The 22,844-nt window shown below is 48.3% G+C and carries 15 protein-coding genes; 4 read left to right on the top strand and 11 right to left on the bottom strand.

Going from position 1 to position 22,844, the window contains the following annotated elements; genetic code table 11:
* Positions 1-20: 20 nt before the first annotated feature.
* The 3 genes from MH144_RS23305 (at position 21) to MH144_RS23295 (ending at position 5,744) form a co-directional block, all read left to right on the top strand.
* Positions 21-677, top strand: coding sequence for a hypothetical protein (locus MH144_RS23305; protein WP_239304591.1), 657 nt, complete (start codon positions 21-23; stop codon positions 675-677).
* 69 nt (positions 678-746) lie between these two features.
* Positions 747-4,700, top strand: coding sequence for a glycoside hydrolase family 2 TIM barrel-domain containing protein (locus MH144_RS23300; RefSeq protein WP_239304589.1), 3,954 nt, complete (start codon positions 747-749; stop codon positions 4,698-4,700).
* A gap of 72 nt (positions 4,701-4,772) precedes the next feature.
* Entirely contained in the window at positions 4,773-5,744 is a 972-nt protein-coding gene (locus MH144_RS23295) for an alginate lyase family protein (protein WP_239304587.1), read from the top strand.
* Between the two features lie 52 nt (positions 5,745-5,796).
* On the opposite strand, the gene MH144_RS23290 is transcribed toward MH144_RS23295, so the two are convergent.
* The 4 genes from MH144_RS23290 to MH144_RS23275 form a co-directional block, all read right to left on the bottom strand.
* Positions 5,797-10,311: an Ig-like domain-containing protein gene (locus MH144_RS23290; RefSeq protein WP_239304585.1), complete on the bottom strand. Its 4,515-nt coding sequence runs from the start codon at positions 10,309-10,311 to the stop codon at positions 5,797-5,799.
* A gap of 51 nt (positions 10,312-10,362) precedes the next feature.
* Positions 10,363-11,232, bottom strand: a complete 870-nt coding sequence (locus MH144_RS23285; protein ID WP_239304583.1) for a carbohydrate ABC transporter permease — start codon at positions 11,230-11,232, stop codon at positions 10,363-10,365.
* A gap of 19 nt (positions 11,233-11,251) precedes the next feature.
* On the bottom strand, positions 11,252-12,151 hold the full coding sequence (locus tag MH144_RS23280) for an ABC transporter permease (RefSeq protein ID WP_239304581.1): 900 nt from the start codon (positions 12,149-12,151) through the stop codon (positions 11,252-11,254).
* Positions 12,152-12,234: 83 nt separating this feature from the next.
* A complete protein-coding gene (locus MH144_RS23275; RefSeq protein ID WP_239304579.1) occupies positions 12,235-13,797 on the bottom strand; it encodes an extracellular solute-binding protein in 1,563 nt (520 codons plus the stop codon).
* 330 nt (positions 13,798-14,127) lie between these two features.
* Between MH144_RS23275 and MH144_RS23270 the strand changes: the two genes are divergently transcribed.
* Positions 14,128-16,476: a helix-turn-helix domain-containing protein gene (locus MH144_RS23270; RefSeq protein ID WP_239304577.1), complete on the top strand. Its 2,349-nt coding sequence runs from the start codon at positions 14,128-14,130 to the stop codon at positions 16,474-16,476.
* A gap of 210 nt (positions 16,477-16,686) precedes the next feature.
* Here the strand turns inward: MH144_RS23270 and MH144_RS23265 are convergent, their stop codons facing one another.
* From MH144_RS23265 to MH144_RS23235, 7 genes are all read right to left on the bottom strand, one after another.
* Entirely contained in the window at positions 16,687-18,408 is a 1,722-nt protein-coding gene (locus tag MH144_RS23265; RefSeq protein ID WP_239304575.1) for a helix-turn-helix domain-containing protein, read from the bottom strand.
* A 44-nt stretch (positions 18,409-18,452) separates the two neighbouring features.
* Positions 18,453-19,229, bottom strand: coding sequence for a (2Fe-2S)-binding protein (locus tag MH144_RS23260; RefSeq protein WP_239304573.1), 777 nt, complete (start codon positions 19,227-19,229; stop codon positions 18,453-18,455).
* Position 19,230: 1 nt separating this feature from the next.
* Positions 19,231-20,277, bottom strand: coding sequence for an ABC transporter substrate-binding protein (locus tag MH144_RS23255; protein ID WP_239304571.1), 1,047 nt, complete (start codon positions 20,275-20,277; stop codon positions 19,231-19,233).
* 289 nt (positions 20,278-20,566) lie between these two features.
* Entirely contained in the window at positions 20,567-20,923 is a 357-nt protein-coding gene (locus tag MH144_RS23250) for a hypothetical protein (RefSeq protein WP_239304569.1), read from the bottom strand.
* A 124-nt stretch (positions 20,924-21,047) separates the two neighbouring features.
* Positions 21,048-21,632, bottom strand: a complete 585-nt coding sequence (locus tag MH144_RS23245; RefSeq protein WP_239304739.1) for a chloramphenicol phosphotransferase CPT family protein — start codon at positions 21,630-21,632, stop codon at positions 21,048-21,050.
* A gap of 142 nt (positions 21,633-21,774) precedes the next feature.
* The gene (locus MH144_RS23240) at positions 21,775-22,257 is read right to left on the bottom strand and encodes a hypothetical protein (protein WP_239304567.1); all 483 of its coding nucleotides are present in this window, start codon (positions 22,255-22,257) and stop codon (positions 21,775-21,777) included.
* Between the two features lie 20 nt (positions 22,258-22,277).
* Positions 22,278-22,778 carry an NUDIX hydrolase gene (locus MH144_RS23235; RefSeq protein ID WP_239304565.1) on the bottom strand — a complete coding sequence of 167 codons (501 nt, stop codon included), beginning with the start codon at positions 22,776-22,778 and terminating at the stop codon, positions 22,278-22,280.
* Between the last annotated feature and the right edge of the window lie 66 nt (positions 22,779-22,844).

Raw genomic sequence — 22,844 nt, 5'->3', positions numbered from 1 at the left:
GTAACATGGAGATAAAAGACATGAAATTGAGGTGGCTTATGTACCGCTATCATTTCCGTGCACAGTGCCGCGAGAATATGGACCCGATGCAATTGTTCCACGAAGCTTTACCCATACTTCAAATCCAGACGCGGGAACTCGGGGCCCATCAACTTAGTTTGTTCCATTTCGGAACGCAGCTGTTTCTTTATTATGAAAGTCCGGTCCAATCGGTTGATCCACACGAACTGTTCGCTCATTGCGAAGACGCTTTGGAAATCTGGCCCGGAACGAGCAGTGCTAGAAGATGGGTACCGATGATCGATATTTTCCACTATCACAAGCCGGTCAGCGAGAAACAATGGTTAAGACAAAACGCTTCGGCCCGGCCTTATGCCAGAATTGCCCATCTCAAGCCGGATCAAGTCGCCAGTTATGTTTTTTACCATTACCAGTATCAGGAGGAGAAGCCGGGGGATGGCGATAAGTACGGGATAATTGCCCTGCATGAGAATCTGATGTTCTTCTACTCGGAAGATCCGGCAACCATCGAGAAGCCGTCCTATTCAGGCAAGCTCTCCACATCCCATACGCCGTCCGACTGGGCGGGAACAATGGAGCCTCACTTCATACCCTGGGATTCGTCCGATGGGAACTCCCCGATCTGGCTGGAAATTCCGCTCGTTATCCGGGTATAACGAATGTCAAACGAAAGGAGTATTCCTACCATGCGAACTCAATATTGCTTAAACGGTGAATGGAATTTCATGCCTTTGTATAAGCAGGGCACTGGCTTCGGGCTTCCTGCAGAGCTGGTTTACGAAGAGCAAAAGGTTCAAGTCCCCTCCAGCTGGAGAAGCTCCTACGAAAGGCCTCCGGGAAAGAGCTTCGGGATCATTCCCGAGTACGAATATGCGCCATATGATGTATTTCAATATCCGAAGGAGTGGGCGCAAGCCGAAGCGGGAGTTCTTCACCGGTCATTCCGGGTGCCTCCATCCATGAATGAACCAGGGACACGCCTCTTCCTCCGTATGGACGGGATCATGCAAAAGGCTGCCGTGTATCTCGACCATCATCTCGTAGCCATGTGGGAGGATGGTTACCTGCCTCTTCTCGTGGAGATTACCGAACTGGTCAGAAAGGATACGGAGCACGAACTTCATGTGGTCTGCGGCAGCTTTGACAAGGTTGAGATTCCTTCAGGTCAACAGAAAATCACGGGTCTTGCAGGCTCGTGGTTTGGTTCGATTGCCAGAGGGATATGGCAGGACGTATATCTGGAAAGTCGGCCGGATATCTCGCTTACCGATGTAACGATCCGAACGTCGGTACGGAAGAATCGGCTGGAAGTAGATGCTGCGGTAATCCATCCCTTGACTTCCTCCTTGAAGACATCCCCCAAGGCTATTCTTCATGTGCGCGAAAACAGTGATTCGGCGTCCTCCCCCATTCTTCAGGCTGAAGCTGATGTGTTAGCCGTAAGCGGCCAAGGGGATTCAAGCCGGCTCACGTTCCGCCTGGATTGGGAGGACGCCAAGTACTGGAATCCGGAGCAGCCTTTCTTGTACAGCTTGGAGCTTGTGCTTCTGGACGGTGACCGGGTTATCGACCGGGTGGAACAGCCATTCGGCTTCCGTGAGATCTGGACCGAGGGTTCGCTGTTTATCCTTAACGGTACGCCTATTAACTTGCGCGGTGACTCCTGGCATTTCCAGGGTGCCATTCAACAAACGCAGGAGTACGTACGCACCTGGTATGGCATGTGCAAGGAGGCCGGAGTTAACTGTGTTCGGCTGCATGCCGCGCCTTATCCGACCTATTATCTGGATATCGCCGATGAGATGGGCATGCTGATTGTGGATGAAACGGCCATCTACGGTTCGAGCAAATCCATGCCTGCAGATCATCCCGCTTATATCGCGAACTGCACAGCCCATGTCCGCAGACTGGTAGAGCGTGACCGTAATCATCCATCCATTATCCTGTGGAGCTTGCAGAACGAGATGCGCTGGGTGGACGGCCGCGATATATTCAAGCAGCATATGCCTTCCATGATGAACCTCATTCGTGAGTTAGATCCTACCCGCCCGATTATCGCAGAAGGCGATAACCGTCTCCTCCCCCAAGAACTCACGGAGGTGGAGAGCAGACACTATAACATAGATGGCACTATTGACGCATGGGATCGGAAGGCACCTCTCGTATTCGGCGAGCATGGCGGCTGGTGGTATGTCTGTCCCCAGAACAGCAGCATGTACGTAGGCTTGGCCGCGTATCGAAACACGGATGAATGTATCCGAGGTCTGGCCGAGAAGGAGCGGCTGTTCGTGGAATATGCGAGGCGGCAAGGCGTTTCCGGAATCTCCACCTTTAACTTCGCCCATTATTTCATGCGGGCCATGCCGGAACGCGATATTGTGCTTCCTCCATCCGCTCCAGATACGCCGGGACCAAAACCAAAAGTCATTCCGAAATACGCGCTCACGCTGAATAACGGTCTTCTTCCGAAGGAATACCCGCTTTATATGAAGAACCCGTCCTTCCCGATTATGGAAGCCTCTTTCAAGCCCGCTACCATGATACCGGCAGAATACAACCGTTCCTTCTTCGATGATGGACCGATTTCCAGAAGCTTTGATGTCTATAACGATACCTTCCATTCAAGTCAAACTCGGATTGAATGCAAAGTACGTCAGGAAGGCAGACTCCTTCACCAGGAGCTCTTCCTATTCGACCAAGAACCGACGGATCATGAGATCGTGACCGTAACCTGGAAACCTGAGCCTGTTAAGGATGTAGCCGCTATACACATTCATGCTGTAATGTTTCACGATGACAAGCTCGTTCATGAGCTGAATTTGCAGTACAAACTGTATCCCTCACATTATAAAACCACCCCTGTCTCTATAGGCCGACCTGTGGCCTACATAGGTCGGGACGAAGACTTCGATCGGATAAACGTCCTTGTCCCTGAATGCAGACGAATTCCACTTGAACAGCTTGGTGAGCTTTCACCTAATCACCTCGTCGTTGCAGGCAGCGGGCTGGAGGATGAGGACGGTCAACTGGAGATGGCGCTCCAAAATTATGTACGGAGGGGCGGGCGTCTTCTGCTGTTGGAGCAGCTCCATCTGTCTCTGGGTCATTTGACGATTTCGCGGCAGGATTTCATCCGTGCCCACGCGGGCAGCTATACCCATCCCATCCTTCAGGGCTTGGACAATGATGATTTGATGTATTGGGACGAAAAGATACGTGAGGATGGTCCTCCTCCTATCATCCACGCCGCTTTCGAGAAACCGATCAAGGGCAACTTCAATATGATTCTGGAATGCAGCGCAGGGGATTTGGGAGATGGCGGGGATCTGTGGTCACCTCTTCTGGAATACCGGGACGGCAGCGGCTTCTTCATCGCTAATCAATTGCAGCTCATGGAGCACTTCAATACCGTCCCTGCGGCCTGCTGCTTGCTGCGCAACATGCTCGCTTATGCAGGAAACGTTGAAACGATATCGATTCGAACGGGTGCATGGGTCGAACCGGGAGGAGCAGCAGAGCATTTCCTGCGGTCCCTTGGCCTTTCCTTCGACGTGCTTGAGACTATCACAAGCAGCCTTCTTGCGACATATCAACTGCTTGTCGTTGAGCCAAACCTCCTGTTGGATCGGGATTCCATCTCCCTGTTGAATGAATATGTTCGGCATGGTGGTAAACTCGTCGTCCTTCCCGCTGCTCCAGGTCATGAAGCCGCCCTATCTGCACTGTTGAAGCGTCCTGTCTCGATCCTGAAGCATGAAACGTACCACTTGGAGGCGAATTACGATAGACCTGCGGTCCAAGGATTAAGTCCGGTTGACCTGTTCGGTTTCGATAAGGTTTTTCTCTCGCCCAGAGAAGTTGTTAATCGTCCCTTGGCCTCTTACAGTCTACATACGACCGATGCAGCGGTACTATGTGCAAGCGTAGAAGGGACAGCATGGAAGGATTATTTTGTGCATGGGCATACGTCGGAATACAGCAGGCTGGCATTGGTGGAGTTAAACCGGGATCATCAGCGTCCTGCCGGGAGTTTCGTACTGCAAGCGGAACCAGAACAAGGATGTATCATTTTATCTCAACTGCTCCTTGAACCGGATTCCGCCAAGTCCATACGCTTATATAGCCGACTTTTGGCCAATCTGAGGGCCGCCATAGACGACGGTCTTCTTCACAGCTCCAAAACAGACGCGCACTGGTCGATTGAAAAGGTCATGGCACTGCCTTGCAAGCCTTGGGTCAATTACGAGGCAATGAAGGCCTATTATACAGATCCGGAATTCTCGCTGAACAATCTGGGCGAGGGGCTCTACGGCTGGATGCTGAAGAAAGAGCGAAGCTCTTCGGACGGTGCCTTTCTTATCCAGGACCCTGGGGATGAGCGCTGGTTCCTGAGCTGTTTCGTTCATGGTTTGGACCCTTCATATAATCCGGTCGATGGTACCCTTCGAGGTAAGCTTCAAGTCAACACAAATTGTGAATATGAGATTTATCTGAACGGGTGCCGTGTGCCCAATCCAGAGAAGCATATCGAGCTGCGTGCCGGTATTAATCGTCTGATCGCCATCGTGCAAGGAGCCGGTGAGGACATCCGGTTCGGAATGGTATTTAGGAACGCAGACGGTTCATACATGAGGCATCTTCAATATCGTCTGACCCTGGATGATGTGGAGCCCAAGTAAGTCTACTTTTCCGTATCTGATACTGCGACAAGGATATTGATAGATCATTCCATTTCAAAAGAGGTGGGTTCCATGCATATAAAACATCCGACTGCACTTGAAGTTCTTCTTGATCAAGCAAACGAGAGTCTTACTGCGAACGGTCATGCGATTGCCACTTGGGAAATTCCCGGCTTCTACCAGGATACCGAGGGACACACGCTCGCGAAGCGGCGGATGGAAAAGGATGCCCAAGCGGCCTACACGACTGCACTGGCCTATCGGCTGTCAGGAACAGCTGCTTATGCAAGCAAAGCGAAGGAAATCATCATGGGCTGGGCAGTGGTCAATCGGGAAATTACAGGTGCGGACGGACCATTGGTATCCGCCTATCTGGGGGTTGGACTCCTTCTCGCAGCAAATGAAATCAAAGAATACGTGGACTGGAGCGAAAAGGAGCGAGAAATGTTCACCCAATGGATGACCCGCGTGTGCCTGCCGGAGTGGGATCGAATCCCTCTCCGCAACAACTGGTGGAGCTGGAGTCTGTATGCCCAACTAGCGCTGTATCGTTTTATGGATGATAAGCTTCATTTGGCAGAAGAGGTGACCGCGCTCAAAGAACATCTCGACCACTCCCTATCCATCGAAGGATTCATTCCGGAAGAAGCCTCCAGAGGCAAGCACTCCCTGTGGTATCATTATTTCGCTCTCGCTCCGGTAACGGCTGCCGCCAAGCTTATCCTGGACACGACGGGAGAGGATTTGTTCTGCTGGGTCTCACCGGGCGGCAAAAGCCTCCAGTGTGCCGTTGAACAATTCTTCCATTATGTCAACGGGCATCTAAAGGAATGGCCATATGACGATAGTCCGATCTTCCCGGCACAACTCTCTGGCGGCACATGGCCCCTCGATCTGGTTGAGGCGATGGCGAACATCTATAAGAATCCGGAATTTGAACGTTTTGTCGCCACTCACCGTCCAATCACGGGCAATATTAATATCAATAGCGGCCATTATCATGCTTATGCCTGGATCTATCCCGAGCTGCAATTTCAAGATTAGCTATAAGAAAGAAGCCTTTCCGAATATGATCGGAAAGGCTTCTTTCTGTGGTCTATTCTGTTGTTACAGCCTGCCCATCCCGAAGCAGGTAGGCTGCTGCTTCCTCCGTAATATGTTTGCCACTCTGGGCTTGAACCTCATGGAGGAACGCTTCCGTATTCCCATTATCCAGTTTCTTAAGCAGGCTATTGGCGATCCCGCCATTATCAATCCAGGACTTCTCCCGAAAGAGGGTTACCAGCGCTTTCAGTGAGCTGACATTTGCATAAGTGGAGAACGTCACAACCGCTTCCTGTTCATTCCCCGCTTCGTCTGTGGCGATTACTGTGAAGGTGTGAGCTCCCAGGGGCAGCGTGTAGAGAAGCACCGCCGCTCCCTGCTCGATCTGCTGATCATCAAGCCTTGCTGTACTCTTCAATTCATCGACCCCGGACACCTCATCGACAGCCGTCCATGACAGATTCAGAGACTCTGTGCTTGTGTAATCTCCAGCAATTGGCTCTGCCACCGAAATCATGGGTGCCGAAGCATCCAGATTAAACTCGAGCGATTTCGCTTCCTCCGCGTTTCCGGATGAATCCAGTGAACGATATAGAATGGAATAACGGCCATCCTGACTGAAGGTCAGGGAGTCTTGATAGACCAGCCAGGTATCCCCTCCATCCAGACTATATTCTGTGGATGCGGATTCAGAAGAGCCTTCAGAAGAATGCAAGGCAAGGGTTACAGGCTGTGTATACCATCCATTCATGCCGTCCGGTTCTGCCGGACTCATGATGGCCGTGGTCTCAGGAGCCGTTCGATCCATATCGATCAGGGAAAACTGGATGTCATCGAACCACATTTCACTGAACCCGCCAATATAGAAGCCTACCGTTCCAGATGGATTGTGCTTGGTATCCGACCCTTCAAGTCTAAGTTCGCCGTTAACGTACACGCGGATGTCCGCACCTTCGGCCCGGATGCGAATGGTATACTCCGTATCAGGCTTCAGGTCCTCTTCAGGCAGATTCGTCGTTTTCAGAGCTGTCCATGCTCCATTATAAAGAATCCATTGTGAAGTGCCGTCCGCCAGCTTCTTGTATGCAATTTTCCCGGATGTGCTGGAGACGGAACGATCATATACATATAGTGTTCCCGTATCCGGCATGACCGCCGGCGTTTTCAGCGTGAAGGTAAGGTCATAGTCGGTATATGTCTTCGGATGAAGAGCCGAGGCACCTTTGAGGATTTTATACTTTTTGTTGCCATCCACAGTTACGATACTGCGGTTCGGGTCCACCGGCCATCCGTTCGCTCCCGAATCGAAATCCGTAAAGTGCATCACATCGGATACCTCGATGCGCACGGATGCTGATGCTTCCGGGTTGGCGACTGATGTGACGGTGATATCTGCCTCGCCTTCCGCCAAAGCAGTTACCCATCCATGTTCATCCACAGCGGCAATGCCCGGTTGGGAGGTATGAAAGATAACCTCCTTATTCTCGGCATCAAGCGGATCAAATTGAACTTGCAGCTGCTTTTGTTCCCCCTTGACCATGTTGGTATTGCTCTCACCCAGCAGCAAACCGGATACTTCCCTGCTAGGAACCGTGAATTTGATGTCATCAAACAGGAGCTCACTGAAACCGCCGGCATAAAACCCTACCTGGCCGGACGCATTGAATGTCGAATCACTTGCTTTTAGCTTCAGTTTGTTATCCACATAAACACTGATCTCCGGACCCTTAACAATGACTTTCATGTTATAGACCGTATCCGGCTGCAGATCAGGTGCAGCCAGCGTATTCTGCTTCACTGCAGCCCAGGCCGCATTATACAAGAGCCAGGCAGATGTTCCATTTGCATACTTCCGGTAACCAATCCTGCCTCCGCTTCCGCTAGAGTTTAACCGGTCAAACACATAGAAAGTGGCATCATCTGCGATGACCTTCGGCGTCTTCATCTTAAAAGTCAGCTCATAATGGTTAAACTCATTCTCGTTTAGCGTTGTTGCTCCTTTAACGAGCTTATACATATGGTTGCCGCCTTCCACCTCGACAATGCTCCGGTTCGGGTCTGTCGGCCAGCTGTTTCTCCCGTTTTCGAAATCGGTATAATCGATAATGCCATCCCCAACTTCAACAGTAACCTGAATCTCATCCTTTAAGGCCGGGTTGTCAGCAGAAACGGCTGTAATCGTGGCATTCCCTATACTAACACCCTTCAGCTTGCCACCTTGATCCACCTTAACAATCGAAGGGTCGCTCGACGTGTACTGAATAGCGGGGTTCGTTGCGTTCCAGGGAATGACTGCGGAATACAGAGCGTATGACTTCCCGATGCCGATGGTTACGCTCTCGTCATACAATTGGATCCGATCCACAGCAATGTGATCCGGAGCCAAATATGGACCGGCTTTTCCCTGGATCCCTATCTCGCTGAAAGGGATGGCCGGGAAGCCAGGGATCTTTTGGAACACTTCCGCATCCGCCTTCAAATTCAAATCCCCATTCGCCAGATTAACGAAGCCGGGATCATGATCCGTAATCCAGTTGTTCGCATACTGGAGCAGGTTGCGCTTGTCATTTGCTCCCTGATTATTCGTGCCGCTTAGTTTCCTCGTCGGGTTATAGATCACATTGTTCTGAAACGTGTTGGTATCCGGGTAAAACCGGTTCTCTGTGAAGAAATCCGCCAGTTCCGGGTATTTCTCCATATGCGGCGTGCCTTCGAAATTGTTGTTCTTTTCAAACAACGCCTTCCATTTGGGCATATAGTTTTTGGAGATTTGCTGATCCGGTTGATCGCCTAGATACATGTCCGAATATTCATACGGTACTTTGGCATCAATAAAAAGATTGTTTCGGGTCTTGATGTGAGCACCGCCGTTATTGAGAATCGCATCGTTACCCATACCCTTAAATATGTTCTCTTCAATGGTAATGCCCATGGTAAAGTTATCGGGATATACCCCTTGAACCCCTGCTTTGCCTTCCCCGATATTGTGGAAATAATTCCGGCGGATTATCGATCCCCGTTCCTGAGGCGACTCGCCCAGATTCATATAGATGGCACCGAGGTCCGAGAAGGTTTTGCAGACGTCATAAATGTTGTTGTATTCCACGAGATGGTCATTGCCGAAGATCAGCATTCCCGGATGGGGAGCATCATGAATTTCGTTGTGTGAAACTTTGTTCCCCGCACCGGTCAGGAAGATGCTCGGATTATAGGCTTTATGGTAGTAAGCAAAATCATGGATATGGCTATTCTCCACGACATTGTTGCCTGGCTCAAGCGTCTTCTTATCTCCCCCATTCAGAATCACCCCGGTCCCGCCGATGTGATGAATATGGGAGCTGCTCACCGCATGATTAACTCCGTCCACTTTGGCAAAGTCGTTATACAGCCAGCGGCTCTGCGTATTAATCAAAACGCCCCCATTGGAGAAATTCCGTATTTCGCAGTGCTCCAATCGGACGCTGTCCCCGCCCATAATGACTGCAGCGGAGTCCCGGCCATTCTCCAGGATCAGGTCCTCAAAGGTCACATGCGAAAGATTGTTCGCGTTAATCATCGGTGTTTTAAGCATTGTAACCATGATCTCAGGATGATCACTTTCAAAGGCAGCCGTCGGCATAAAGTAGAGTTTGCCTTGCTTCCGGTCGATGTAATATTCACCTGGCATATCGATCTCCTCAAGCAGGTTCTGGGCAAAATGGAAGTCCGGGTACCAGTTGGTAAACAGACCGCTCATCTCTCCGTATGCCAAGGTAATCGTCTTGTTGCTTGTATCGATGGATGCCACTTGGTTGTACGACCATTCCCAGCTGTAACCGAATATGCCATCCAACCAGATGTCATCCGCCTCTTCCCAGAGATCCGGTCTTTCATAATTGTAGGTAAAGGTCCCGCCGCGTGTCTGCAAATCTGGATCACTGCGGGTAGGTCCGGGATCCGTGATGGTACCCATCTGGACCGTTCCATTATTTGGCCAGCGGGCAAGGGTCATGCCTTGACCTTCGACATACAGCTCCATCGGAGGAACCTGACTGACGTCATTGGCTTTGTAATAACCATGCCGGCTCATTACACCGTAATCGGTGATGCCTTGAGCTTTCAGGTCTGCCTGCAGAACCTTCGTTCTGGCATCCGCACTGATGATTCGGTCCAGGACATTCGTGTCCGTTACCGGAGAAAACCAGCTTTTTTGAAGCTCCAGACCGCCGTTCAACCGTACGCTTTCTCCGGGATAAGCCTTGTAGGTTATCCGCTTATTCTCCGTACCGGAGTCCTGTTCCTCCAGAAGAAAACTTTCGCTTCTATTGTAGGTGCCGCCCCTTAAATAGACCGTCACACCGCCTTCAGGAAGCCCGGAACCCTTCTTCAATTGCCGGATCGCATCCCTGGCCTTCTCAAGTGTACGGAATGGAGCGGCTTCCGTTCCCGGATTCGAATCGTCACCATTATTGGAAATATAAAAGACAGTACCAGGGTTCACCGCATCTTCCGCATTCGCTCCCGTAACCGGCAGACACCCCACCAACAACACCAGAATTAATGCAATAATGATCCGTCTCCTCATCATCTTCGGAAATACCTCCCTTATAAGATCAATCAGATATAACGCGCACGATCACTACCCTTTTACAGACCCAATCATGGTTCCTTTTTCGAAATATCGAAGCAGGAAAGGATACATGACGATTACCGGCAAGGAGCTGACAATGACAGCCGCCATTTTCAAGCTCTCCGGCGCAGGCGGTGTTGCAAGCGTCGCCGTAGTAAACGGGTCGAGTTTGCTCTCGATGAGGATCTGGCGGACAACCTGCTGCAGCACGAATTTGGATGAATCGGTGACGTAAAGCAGGTTATCCATAAACGCATTAATGTGGTAAACCAGATTCCAGAGCCCGATCGTCACAAGAGACGGAATGGACAGCGGGAGCAGGATACGGAACAGAATTCGCAAGTCCCTTGCCCCGTCGATACGAGCTGCTTCGATCAGCGCATCCGGAACGGAGCGGAAAAACGAAATCATCACAAGTACATGAAAAGCATTGGCAGCGGATGGCAGCACATAGACCCAGTGCGTGTTAAGCAGATGCAGTTCTTTTATCAATAGATATTGCGGGACAATCCCGCCATCGAAGATCATCGTGAACAACAGCAGCATGATCAGCAGCCGCTTCATGGGCAGATCGGGACGGGAGAGCGGATAAGCGGCGCAGATAGTAACGAGAAGTGTTAAGGCCGTCCCAACGACCATCCGAAACAGCGTATTCGCATATCCTGACCAGATTAGCGGATAGTCCAGCAGCCCGCGGTAGGCTTCCCACTCGAAATCTCGAGGATAAAAATGAAATCCGCTTCGAAGTGCTTCTCCCCTACCACTGAAGGAGACGGACAGGACATGAATGAATGGGTACACAACGATGAGTGCCAGGATGGACAATATAAGGTAGATCATGGCGGGTGCAATGAGCTCTTGCCATCTTTTTGTTTTCATGACTGTCTTCCTCCTGCCTTTACCATAGACCGCTCTCGCCGCGGCTCAATTTTCGCACGGTCAGATTAGCCCCCAGAATCAGCAGGAGCCCCACCAGCGATTTAAACAAGCCTATGGCCGCCGTGTAGCTGTACTGAAACTGCTGCAGACCTACCCGGTAGACATAAGTATCGATGACGTCACCCGTTTCGTAATTGACCGGGTTTAACAGATTGATGATTTGTTCGAAGTTTGCGCTAAGGAAACCACCAAGACTCAGGATGAACATAATAGCGACCGTGGGCATAATGGATGGGATATTAATTCGAATGATTCGCTGCCACCGATTGGCTCCATCGATGACGGCCGATTCATGCAGCTCCGGGTTGATCGCTGCCAAAGCAGCAAAGTATATAATCGAGCCCCAGCCGATATCCTTGAGAATTGAAGAAATGACTATGATTGGGCGGAAATATTCCTTCTTCCCCATATAAAAGACAGGTTCCCCTCCGAACCATTTCACAATTTCCCCTACAACGCCTGACGTGGGAGAGAGAAAATAAATAATCAGCCCGGACATGACGACCCACGATACAAAATGAGGCAAGTACATGGTCGTCTGGATGAACCGCTGGAAATACCTTGACCTCACCTCGTTAAGCAAAATTGCCAGTATGATTGGTGCGGGAAAAGCAAAGATCATCTGATACAAATTCAGGAGCAGGGTATTTTTAAGTAATCGATAAAAGTCCCCATTCTGAAATATTTCTTGAAAATGGCGGAAACCGACCCACGGACTCCCCCATATGCCGTCGACGACCCGGAAATCCTTGAAGGCAATGACGACTCCATATAATGGGCCGTATTTAAATACGACGAAGAATGCGAAGGCGAACAGAAATAATAAAAGCAGCTCTCCGTGTTTTTTTATCGTTTTCATGGCGCACTTCCTTGTTAAACCAAACCGCCAGCCCTCCCGCAAGGGATGATTACGCCCTCACAGGTGGCCTAGCCAAGTCAGGGTTATTTTTTGAATTGTGCTTGGTACATTTCATTGGCTTCCTTCGTTAATTCATCGCCGCCTTTTGCCTTCCATTCCGTTACGAATGTATCAAACTCAGTCAGAGGAATTTCACCGCTGATGATTTGTGCGAAATATTTTTGCATGAGTGACGTCAATTCCTGTTTGTATTTTCCGTCCGAAGGCAGCACAGAGAATAGCAGCGCATCGGTCCATCTTGGAGCAGATGAATACTTTTTGACCGCCTCATTCAGCTTCGGATCGGAATATTTGTCCCGATAAGCCTGGGTGGTAATGTTACCAAAAGAGAACAGGCGGATTCCCAGTTGATCACGCTGCTCCTGCTTGTCGAATCCAGGCAGGAATATAGTCGCCCCCGAGGTAGCCCCGCTCTCAGCAAAATCCCATTGCTCCCCCTTTACACCAAGGCTGGTCATATTGATGGTCTCTTCATCATTGCTCTGTGCCTGTAAAATTTCGAACAGCTTCTCAAGCTTCTCAGGCTGATCCTTGACTTTGCTGCCGATAACCAGGAAATTGCTCTTGATTCCCCAATCCCATGAGCCATCACCGCCAGGTCCCTTCGGATTTTTGGAAAATGTCATCTTGGCATCCGGATTTAGTGCCAGCATTTCCTTGACTGTTGCAGATTCCGGCAGAGCGCCTTTGCTAATCTGCTCTTCAATAACGCCGATCCGGTTGTTATACAGTTTTTTACGATATGAATCCTGTGTATCTGTAATAAATTCCGGATCGATGACCCCATCCTCATACCATTTGCGCAGCTTCGCCAAGGCTTCCTTGGTCTCAGGCATGATCGATCCGTTTACAATCTGACCATCCCTCTCCATCCACATGGTCGGCTCCACACCGAATGCACCGAAGATGGAATAAAACCCGGATGACCACGTGGACGTAGCCGTTCCAGTCAAACCGTACGTATCCTTCACACCGTTACCGTCCGGATCTTTTTGTGCAAAGGCATAAACGGCTTCCTCGAATTCATCCAACGTCTCCGGGACTTTCTGAATGCCGACCTGGTCCAGCCAGTCCTTACGCCACAACATCCCCAGATCGTAAGGCTTCAAATCGATAAACATCGGGATAGCCCACAGCTCGTTATTAACGGTAACGGTTTGGAAAAGCTCTTTCTTTTTCTCAATATCCGCGTAATACTCCGGCATTTTCTCCTTCAACATGTTCTGATCAATGCTCATTAACACGCCCTGATTTTGGTAAGCGATTACATTGGAAGGATCACCGAGCATGAATATGTCTGGTATATCCCCGGAAGCGATACTGGCGTCCGTTACCTTCACGGGTTTGATCTTTACATTAAACTTCTGCTCCAGCCACTTCTGAACCTCCGAGTCATTCACAACTCCATCTGCGGCAAAGTGAATGCCCCAGGAGATTTCGATTGGATTGGAGTTAGCTCCCGGCGTTTCTCCTGCATTAGAACTCGGGCTTGAGGTGTTCGTCTCGGAAGTGCATCCGGTAAGCAAGCTTGCCGTTAAACTTACAGCCAGTAAGATAACGCTTACAAATTTGATTCTTTTATTCAAAAGAACCTACCCCCTGTTGTTGGATTGATATTGATTTCGGGAATCCCGCATCCTACATGACGACCCGGCCGGGTATTCGGAAACGGCTTTTACATACTTAAAATTTAAGCTTTTTACCTTCCGGCGCACAATCCTCTCATTCCATTTTTTTTATGTTTTTGGCTTCAGAAGCCGTATAGAGCCACTAACGTTATTCCGTTTTTTGTATGTTTTTCAACTTCGATCTGTTCTAACGCGTCTGGTGTGAGATATAATGGACTGCACACAACAGTTAGGATGATCAAATTTCATTGTAAGCGCTACCACGATTGAAGTAAGGAGGGGATTGTCATGAGGGGACTTTTAGCCATGAAAAATAACTCGATGTTCGTTAAACTGCTCCTATCGATGACCGCTATTGCTTTGATCACGGTTGTTCTCATTTCTTCGATCACTTACATGATTTCGGCTGATAACAGTGTCCGTAACGCCATCGGCTATAATGAATCTGTCTTGACTCAGCAGAAGGAGCTGATTCATAAGGAGCTGACCACCATCAGAAATGCGGCCAATAGTCTGCTAATGGCTCAATCCTATGTGTACCATACCATCGGAGGCAAGCTCTCTGTAGGTTCATTAATTGATCTATCCACTCTCGTAGAAGAGCAAAAAAAGCTCAGTCCCTACATCGATTCCATATATCTGTACTACGCCCCGCTTGAACTTGTCCTGACATCACGTCCGGAGATAAAGACATCTCCTATATCCGACTTTGCTGACCAGTCCTGGCTGGATACCTTAAGTCAAGACTCATCATCTCGTACCGTCTGGTTAACGGGAAGATCGAATGGATTTTCTCCGGATCATCCTGCGACCTCACTAATTCAGAAAATGCCACTGATTGGCCAAGTGGAGGGCGCGATCGTCATTAATTTGAATCTGGATCGACTCTTCGCTGACTACTTAAGTCATTACAATAGCAAGAAAGGCACCATCATGGTCATTGGTCCACAGGGTGAACTTCTCTATTCCGATGCTCATGACAGAGAAGCACTCCTTCAGCAATGGGATGCCGAACAGATAACATTGGACAGCGGCTACTATATTAGCGATTCCGATCAGATCGTATCCTACACTGCATCGAATATGACAGGCTGGCGATTCGTCGATATCACCGAACGATCCGTCCTTCTGCAAGGCATGAATCGAATTAAAGTCCTCATTTGGACAGTCGCCATCCTATATATAACGGCTGCTGTTGCGATCTCCTATTTATTATCGAGAAGACTGTATCGCCCGCTGCAAAGTGTGATCTCCTATATTGTGAGCTCTGAAGAATCCGAACGGCGCGACAGATCCGGCGCTCCGAGCAGCACGGATGAAGCCGGCTTTATCCGTCATTCATTTGAGCAGATGACACGGAACCGCGATATTTTAATCAAAGAAAAGCTAAAAGTGGATGAACTCCTCACCGGAAATCGCACGGCCATTAAGGAAAAGTATTTGAACGATCTCATTCTGGGCAACGTTCCAGAAGAAGCACCAAACAGACCCGACCATGCGGCAGAGCTGCTTGGATTACAGCTTGATTTCAATCGTTTTGCCATCCTGACCCTTGAACTCGAGGAGCATCAGCCGATGAGGGGATCGGAAGATCTATTCCATTCCCATCTGCTCCAGTACAGTCTGATGGAAGAGCTGGGAAAGGATATCAACGGAGAAATTTTTGTCAAAGACAGCAGGCACACCGTCATCCTTCTCTCCTTACATCCGGATGCCGATGATACCTTTCCTGTGGAACAAGCCAGAAGCCTCAAATCATATTTTCTCAGTCGTTATGGGATCTCTGTGACCATCGCTGTCAGCCGCATTCACACCGGAGAACAAGCCGTGCGTGCAGCTTACAACGAAACTCAAGAGGCACTAAATATGAAAATCTACATTGGGAAGGGCGAAATTCTGCCCTATTCGATCCTTGATGAATGGAAATCGGAAGAAGGTACCTACTATTATCCGTATGAACTCGAAACGAAGCTGCAGCAATCCCTGCTCAAGACGGATAAAGAGGAATGTACTGCCGTGATCCGGGCCATCACCCGGGAGGTGCTAAAGCAAAGGCTGGGTAAAGCCAATATTCATCAGCTGTATGTTCAATTAAGCGGGGAGTTGGTTAAAACACTCGTCCAGACTGGCGGAGAGGTGACCGCTGTTATCGGCGAAGGATCGTCCTATACCGATGCTCTGGCGCGTGCCGAAACCGTTCAGGATATGGAGACATGTGTGTTAACGATATGCAGCAAGATCATCGACTACCACCGGGAGAAGCGCTCCAAAATGACGGATGTGACCCTTCAGCTGGCAACCGAATTCATGGACAACCATTACAATAAGAATATATCTGTAGATAACGTGGCGGAACATGTGAAACGCAGCTCTTCCTACTTGGGGCGCATCTTCAAGGAGTCAACGGGCATGACGGTTAATGACTATCTCATTCAGCTGCGCATCAAACGTGCCATGGAGCTGTTGAAGCAGACAGACGCCTCCGTTGAGGAGGTTTGCAGGGAGATTGGATACGCAAACGTCAGCTATTTCAACAAAATATTCAAGGCCAGAACAGGACTTACCCCAGGACAATTTAGGCATCAACACGCGGCAGACCAACGATTAACTCAGGGAAAGGGGCCGAAGACATCCTAATTGGGCCAATTTCCGAATGAAGAGTCGACCAGGCTCTACCCCAACATTCCGTTGTTCTTGGCATTCCGAAAAGAGCAATATATCACTAAGATGACTCGCCTAGAAATGTTGAATGTAGAAAGAAACCGTCCTTTGGTCTGTGGTTGTGCACACTTCCATTTTACAAGGAACGGTTTCTTTTGGTTTTATCATTTTTTCAGGATAGGGCTCTCAAGCCAACAATGCCTGAGCGATCTGATCCACAATACCGTTGATCCCTGTGGGTCCATAACATCCGATCCACGTTGCGGCATCGACCGAGTATATGCGCTGTCGCTCACTGGTATCAAGCATTCCCCACACATGCTGCTCTGTAGCAGATATCCCATCCTGCATGAGCTCATTACTCAGCAAAAAGTAGTGGCTGGCTTGTACAGCCGGTAGTCTCTCAACCGAGATGTGATAGGCCGTGTCGGAAGTATCTGCTACAAATAACGGAACAGGCAGACCTAGATCGCGGTACAGCACAGCGCCAGTTCGATGAGCAGCGGAATGTACACGTACGAGAGAATCCAGCGGACGAATCAGGGCCACACTTTTGCCTGCCACTACAGAAGCCAGTTCTTCGGACAGCACAGCAGTCCGGCGATGATAATTCGCAATAATTTGCTTGGCTTCTGCCCGCTTGCCTGTCAGTTCACCGAACAAACTCAAAATCGTCTGCCAACTTTCATTGCGCTTGAACATGAGTACTGGAGCAATCCGACTTAAACGTTCAACATGCTGACCATGCACCTCAGTGCAAATAATCAGATCCGGAGACAATCGCTCTACCGCAGGCAGATCGGGGTATTCATACGTGCCAAGCAATTCGGTATGCTGAAGTCCTGCCCGAAGTGATGGAGGGAATGTTAACACGGTACTTCCCACTCCGACGCTTCCTACTGGAGACAATCCAAGCGCAAGCAGATGATCGGCATATTGCACATCGAGGACAGCGATACGTTGTGGTGATTCGGTGACGGTATACTCCCCTCGCATATGGCAGATGACTGAGCCTTGGGCAGATTCATATGATGAAGCTGTGCGGTTTTGCAGCAAAGCATTGGCATAGTCTGCATCTGTTCTCGAAGCGGCGGCAAGTCGGTAATGCAGCGGTGGGACGCCATAATGTTTCTTAAACGCTCTGCTGAAATAATACATGTCCTGATAGCCCATTTTGTCAGCAATCTCACCGATGGAAGCATCCGTATGACGCAGCATCCGCGATGCACTTTCCATGCGCAGCTGAATGACGTATTCCATCGGTCCGAGCTGCTTCTCTTGTTTGAAACGGCGCTGTAACTGCCTTACGCTGCATCCCGCAAGGGCTGCCAGCTCTTTCAGCTCCAGGTTCTGACGATAATGCGAGGTTATATAGGAAGCCACAACATCCACCATGTCGGACTCTGGTCCCCCTTGACCTTGTTCGTATTCCATGATCAGCTCGTAGATCATTCCCTGGAGTAGCGCATTGGCATAGAAACGTTCCAGCCCTTCGCCGCGGCGCCATTTGACAACGATTTTTTCCGCGTTCTCGATCCATTCCGCGTGGGTTACCGAATGCTGCACAAATGACCTGCGCAGCGGATGTTTACGATACGAAGGCATAACAAGAGAGGCTCCCTCCATGGAAGAAGCCTTGTACATGATTACAATATAGTGTATGTCCTCTGATCTGGCTGTCAGCGTAAAGGATGCCCCCTCTACCACATGACAGGCAAAAGAAGCTCCAATGTGGCAACCCTCGCCATCCATCTCAAGCTCCCCTTCCCCTCCGCATGCCAGCAGCAAGACATTTGAAGTTAAATCCGTTTCGCGTAGAACGCTGCCTGTCTGCAAAGTACCGCTATACCCGTCAAGCATCTTGATCGCCGTATCACTCCAACCACTTGTCTGTTCTTGCAGCGGCATTTCTCTCATCTCCTGACAATAGCAAAGGTAAGTTGTTGCTGCTGTCATTTTAATTGAGATTCATTCTCATTGTCAATTTTCGGACATTTGTTGCAGTATTCCTCGGACATCTGATAATAAAAGCAGCAGGTGATGCGCTTGCTCTTCGCAACAGGAACGCTGCTCTTGGTTTCTGTGAATCGGGTAAATGGATTACGTTTTACACCGAATACCTGCCCTGGCGCATCTTGAGTCAGATATGAAAAATCATTCTGGATGTACTGGCATTCCTCCCCGTCATCGTCTGCAACAGGGGTATACAGCGGGCCAATACGTACCATGATATTCTCCCAGAGAATACTCATGGATAGAGGTGCAATCGCAGCAAGCGATTTTAACAACGGTGTAAGCTGTACCGCAAACATCTCTTCTACCACCTTTTCTCGCCACACTTCCCTGTCTGCCGTTTGTGCTTCTGCTTGAAGCCGATTCACCGCCAGAAAAGGAAAACGTGTACCACCCTCATGAGCTGAGAGCGGCGGATGATAGAGGAAGCTGTTCTCCAGCTCAAAGGAGACATGCTGATGATGAAAACTCATTGCCTTCACCAGCGGAGCGGTCCACAGATAGCCAATTCGCTTGGCTAACATTGAAGCCGCAACCTTCATGTCAGGTGCATCAATGTACTCCTGAAACCAGCTTATATACTCTCGGCATGCAGATTCTTGATGCAGCTCGCTTAGAGCAATGGTACGGACACTACATTCAGGCGGCTCACCGAGCCATATCGAATGATCCTCCACGGTCTCTTTCCATAAGTCTGTCGAGAGATACGGGTTCATATTAATTCGATCCGAGCAGGGCTTCGGATGCCTGATCTACGATAAGATTAATAGCAAGAGGTCCGTAGTATGCGATCCAAAGTGTTGAGTTTACATCATACGTACGGTTATTTTTCACGGCATCAAGGGATTTCCACACCGGATTGCTAATCATAGCCTCTGCCTCTGCTGCAAACAGCTCATCCGATAGTACGAAATAACGATCCGCGCCAATCTCCGGAACCTTCTCCATTGAGATTTCAACAGAAGTATCATCCTTGATTCCCTCAACGAGTGCAGGCATGTTCAAGCCCAGATCCTGATACAGAATGCCGCCTGTACGATGTTCAATACCATGAACACGAATGCCTTCTTTTCTCGGACGGATCAGGGCGACTGTTTCATCTCCCATTTTCTCTGACAGCTTCGCTTTCAGTCCAGCGACTTTGTCCTCATAAGCCTGACGCACCGTCTCTGCCTCGTCCTGCTTGTCTGTAATCTTGGCGACTGTGGCTAGCGTATCGCGCCAATCCTCATAGAAGTCGAGTACGAGGGTAGGGGCTATTTTGCTTACATTCTCATACTGTTTCTCCTGGAAGTCGGTCATGATAATCAGATCGGGATCCAAGGCTACAATCGCTTCCAGATTGGGCTCGTCCCGTGTACCCAGAACCTGTACGTCATTCGGCTGATCACCTAAGTATTCTGGAAAATCGGTGTTGCCTCCAGCGATAACACTGCCTGCCGGCTTCTCGCCAACGGCTAACATTTGGTCCAGAAACTTAACATCAAGCACAGCAATTTTATTTGGTTTTTCGTTTAGTGTCAGCTCACCCTTCATGTGCGTGATCGTTACAGGGAAAGCTCCTGCAGTCTGAACTTCTTCATTCGCAGGTGTCTCCGCTGGTGCTGCAGCAGACTGCTTACCACTATCAGTACCTGTACCTGTTCCGGCACCGCAAGCTGTCAGAACAAGAATTAGGGCCAGCATCAAGCCCATTAACAATCGTGATTGGCGGGCAGCGTAGGCATTGCTTCCAGCCCCTTGCCCTTTCATTCCTTGATTCATGATGAATCCCCCTTATGGTTAATACTGATAATGATTTTCATTATCGAAACATAAGGAGAGTATAAACGATCTCCGCATGGCGTTACCATGTACTTTTGCGACATTTCAGCCGGACTAATGCGACATGCAGGGAGAAAGAAGTTTGCTTTCTCAAGCAGAGTAACCCCACAGTTAAAATGTAAGTTCAATACAAAAGCACCTCCAGGATCGAGCTTCATATCATACGATATAATTGCACGCTCTCGGAGGTGTTTTATTAATCTCAGACTTTTAGCCATACATCAATATACTATTTCTCTGTATAGTTGTTATTATAGGCAATGAAATATCTGGATGTAGAATCTTCCACAGCAATCATATCCTTAGTATTTTTGTTAATCATTTTAAATAGCCTTGTACCTACTTTATATGTATTCGAACTTATTGTGTTCGCCTCATTAAGATCACTCTCATTGGTTGAGGATACTTCTATCTCGCCTATTTGTTCAGCTAGTTCATCTTCTGTAACCGTCTCATTGCTTGTAATGTAGACTTCATTCTCTAGTTTTATCATTTTATCTGAAGCAAAACTTCCAGAGGACGATGAACACCCGGATAAAAGTAAAATCAAAGAAATGTAAGGCATGAATAGAATTTTCCTTTTCATATTACCTCACCTCCACATATAGACTAAGGTCGCTATTTCTAGGAACCATGCTGTAGTGCGCTAGAAGCTCCATGATAAATAATATAAATGGGGTTTCTCCACCAAGACGATCGTTTAATCTCCTTCAGTCTCTTCTACTCAACTTCTTAAATGCCGAGAATTCCTGCTCGGAATTGATATAATCAAGTATCTTTTCCGCACAGTCCACTGAACTGAGTTCTTCCGTGTTCACTTCAAGATCATATTCATCATAGGAATATATGTAGTCAAACTGGGAATGGGCAAGTCCAATTGCACGATCTCCCCTGCTTTCCTCTCTTCTGGTGAGTTCTTCCTTGGAGCAGTGCACACCCACAAACAATATCGGATAATCTGCAAGCAAATCATAAAAACCGTTAAACCACTTGTCATTGGTAATGACCGTATCCACAATGACATTCAAACCCATCTCCGAAAACAGTTTAATGGTTGAATAGAACAATGAGACAATCGGGTCAAAAAGGATATCTGTCATCACATGAGGTTCCACTTCTCTAGTTGGTTTCATATCTGGGTAGGTATTGTCGATAAACTGATCATAATTTTGGCCAAATTGATCTACAGACAGATGATGTAACGGAATGTCTCCATGCTTTTTCATTTCCACCGCAATACTTGTCTTCCCCGAACTTGACGTTCCGTTCAAAAATATAATGAGTCCTCGTTCCACATGAATCACCCTCACGTATAAGATTGGCGTATCTCTCTTTCAAGGCCCTATGCCTGCAGCTTGAATATGATGTTATGTGTAGTTATCTACACTTATCAAGCAGATTTACATATTCTTGCGGAGTGGTTAGAATGCAGCGACATTAAGCTCTACTTTCTTTATCGAGGCTTACATTAAACGAAGCTAGTATAGGTTTTTGTCCAGAATCATTGGGTATCACAATAATTTCAACCTTTAGATTTAGAGAATCAGGCAGATCGTTTTCATCTATATTCTCAAAACCAACAAAGTAATAGTGCTTTTCGTCCAGTTCTATCAGACCTCCACCTGTTGAGCCAGAAGTTGATATTAAATTCCCGTCATGATAAAGCTTACAAGAAATGTTATTCTCCTTCAAACTGAACCCTTTCACTTCATATCCAACCTTAATTTCATTATCGGTGTAATAAGCATTTCTTAAATTAATCGTACCACCATCAACCATTTGGGTCTGAATCTCAATATTTGCGTTGGGCATCTCTGGTTTTCTTAATAAATATCCCACTCTAAAATACCATATCGTCACCAATACAATTACAACAAGAACAGTAATAGCAACAATATACTTCTTTTCTTTTATATACATCTTAATTACTCCTTACATCTTCAGTCTCCTCCGAATTCCTTTCCAAACCTGTGCTTCAAATAATATATTATCCCTGCGCGATCAACATCTGAGAACTGTCTTGGATCATTAATCATACGATCATAAATCTCATCAATCGTTCTCCAGCCGATATTTGTCGTTTCGTCACCCTCTTGCAACAGCTCCCCCTCCACCTGACATATAAAATACATGCCGATTGAATCCACAGGCCCTTTAATGGTCTGATATACGCAATACGGCTCCAAACATTCAACTTCAAAATTCGGGTTGATCCCACATGTATCTATTCGCTTGTGACTACCTTCTACAGCTACTACGGTCAAACCTGTCTCTTCATATACTTCTCTTCTCAATGCATCTATGATGGATTCATAAAGTTCCAATCTGCCGCCCGGCAATTCCAAGGACTCCTCATTCTTTTTATTTCGAGTCTGGATTATGATTTCTGTTCTATCCCTATCTTGACGTTCAATAAAAGCTCTGGCATTAACATAGAACATTATAATTCTCCTTTAGTTAACGTTGCTTGCTCAAAGCACTCAAAGAGAACGAGGCTCAAGAAGCCT

The sequence above is a fragment of the Paenibacillus sp. ACRRY genome (assembly GCF_022346995.1).
In the GTDB taxonomy this organism is placed as follows: domain Bacteria; phylum Bacillota; class Bacilli; order Paenibacillales; family Paenibacillaceae; genus Paenibacillus.
This window is presented reverse-complemented; position numbering and strand designations above follow the sequence as displayed.

What these genes read in the sequence shown, in the direction of transcription:
- MH144_RS23305 (WP_239304591.1), top strand. Translation starts at nt 21, where the DNA reads ATGAAATTGAGGTGGCTTATGTACCGCTATCATTTCCGTGCACAGTGC.
- MH144_RS23300 (WP_239304589.1), top strand. Translation starts at nt 747, where the DNA reads ATGCCTTTGTATAAGCAGGGCACTGGCTTCGGGCTTCCTGCAGAGCTG.
- MH144_RS23295 (WP_239304587.1), top strand. Translation starts at nt 4,773, where the DNA reads ATGCATATAAAACATCCGACTGCACTTGAAGTTCTTCTTGATCAAGCA.
- MH144_RS23290 (WP_239304585.1), bottom strand. Translation starts at nt 10,311, where the DNA reads ATGATGAGGAGACGGATCATTATTGCATTAATTCTGGTGTTGTTGGTG.
- MH144_RS23285 (WP_239304583.1), bottom strand. Translation starts at nt 11,232, where the DNA reads ATGAAAACAAAAAGATGGCAAGAGCTCATTGCACCCGCCATGATCTAC.
- MH144_RS23280 (WP_239304581.1), bottom strand. Translation starts at nt 12,151, where the DNA reads ATGAAAACGATAAAAAAACACGGAGAGCTGCTTTTATTATTTCTGTTC.
- MH144_RS23270 (WP_239304577.1), top strand. Translation starts at nt 14,128, where the DNA reads ATGAGGGGACTTTTAGCCATGAAAAATAACTCGATGTTCGTTAAACTG.
- MH144_RS23265 (WP_239304575.1), bottom strand. Translation starts at nt 18,408, where the DNA reads ATGCCGCTGCAAGAACAGACAAGTGGTTGGAGTGATACGGCGATCAAG.
- MH144_RS23260 (WP_239304573.1), bottom strand. Translation starts at nt 19,229, where the DNA reads ATGAACCCGTATCTCTCGACAGACTTATGGAAAGAGACCGTGGAGGAT.
- MH144_RS23255 (WP_239304571.1), bottom strand. Translation starts at nt 20,277, where the DNA reads ATGAATCAAGGAATGAAAGGGCAAGGGGCTGGAAGCAATGCCTACGCT.
- MH144_RS23250 (WP_239304569.1), bottom strand. Translation starts at nt 20,923, where the DNA reads ATGAAAAGGAAAATTCTATTCATGCCTTACATTTCTTTGATTTTACTT.
- MH144_RS23240 (WP_239304567.1), bottom strand. Translation starts at nt 22,257, where the DNA reads ATGTATATAAAAGAAAAGAAGTATATTGTTGCTATTACTGTTCTTGTT.
- MH144_RS23235 (WP_239304565.1), bottom strand. Translation starts at nt 22,778, where the DNA reads ATGTTCTATGTTAATGCCAGAGCTTTTATTGAACGTCAAGATAGGGAT.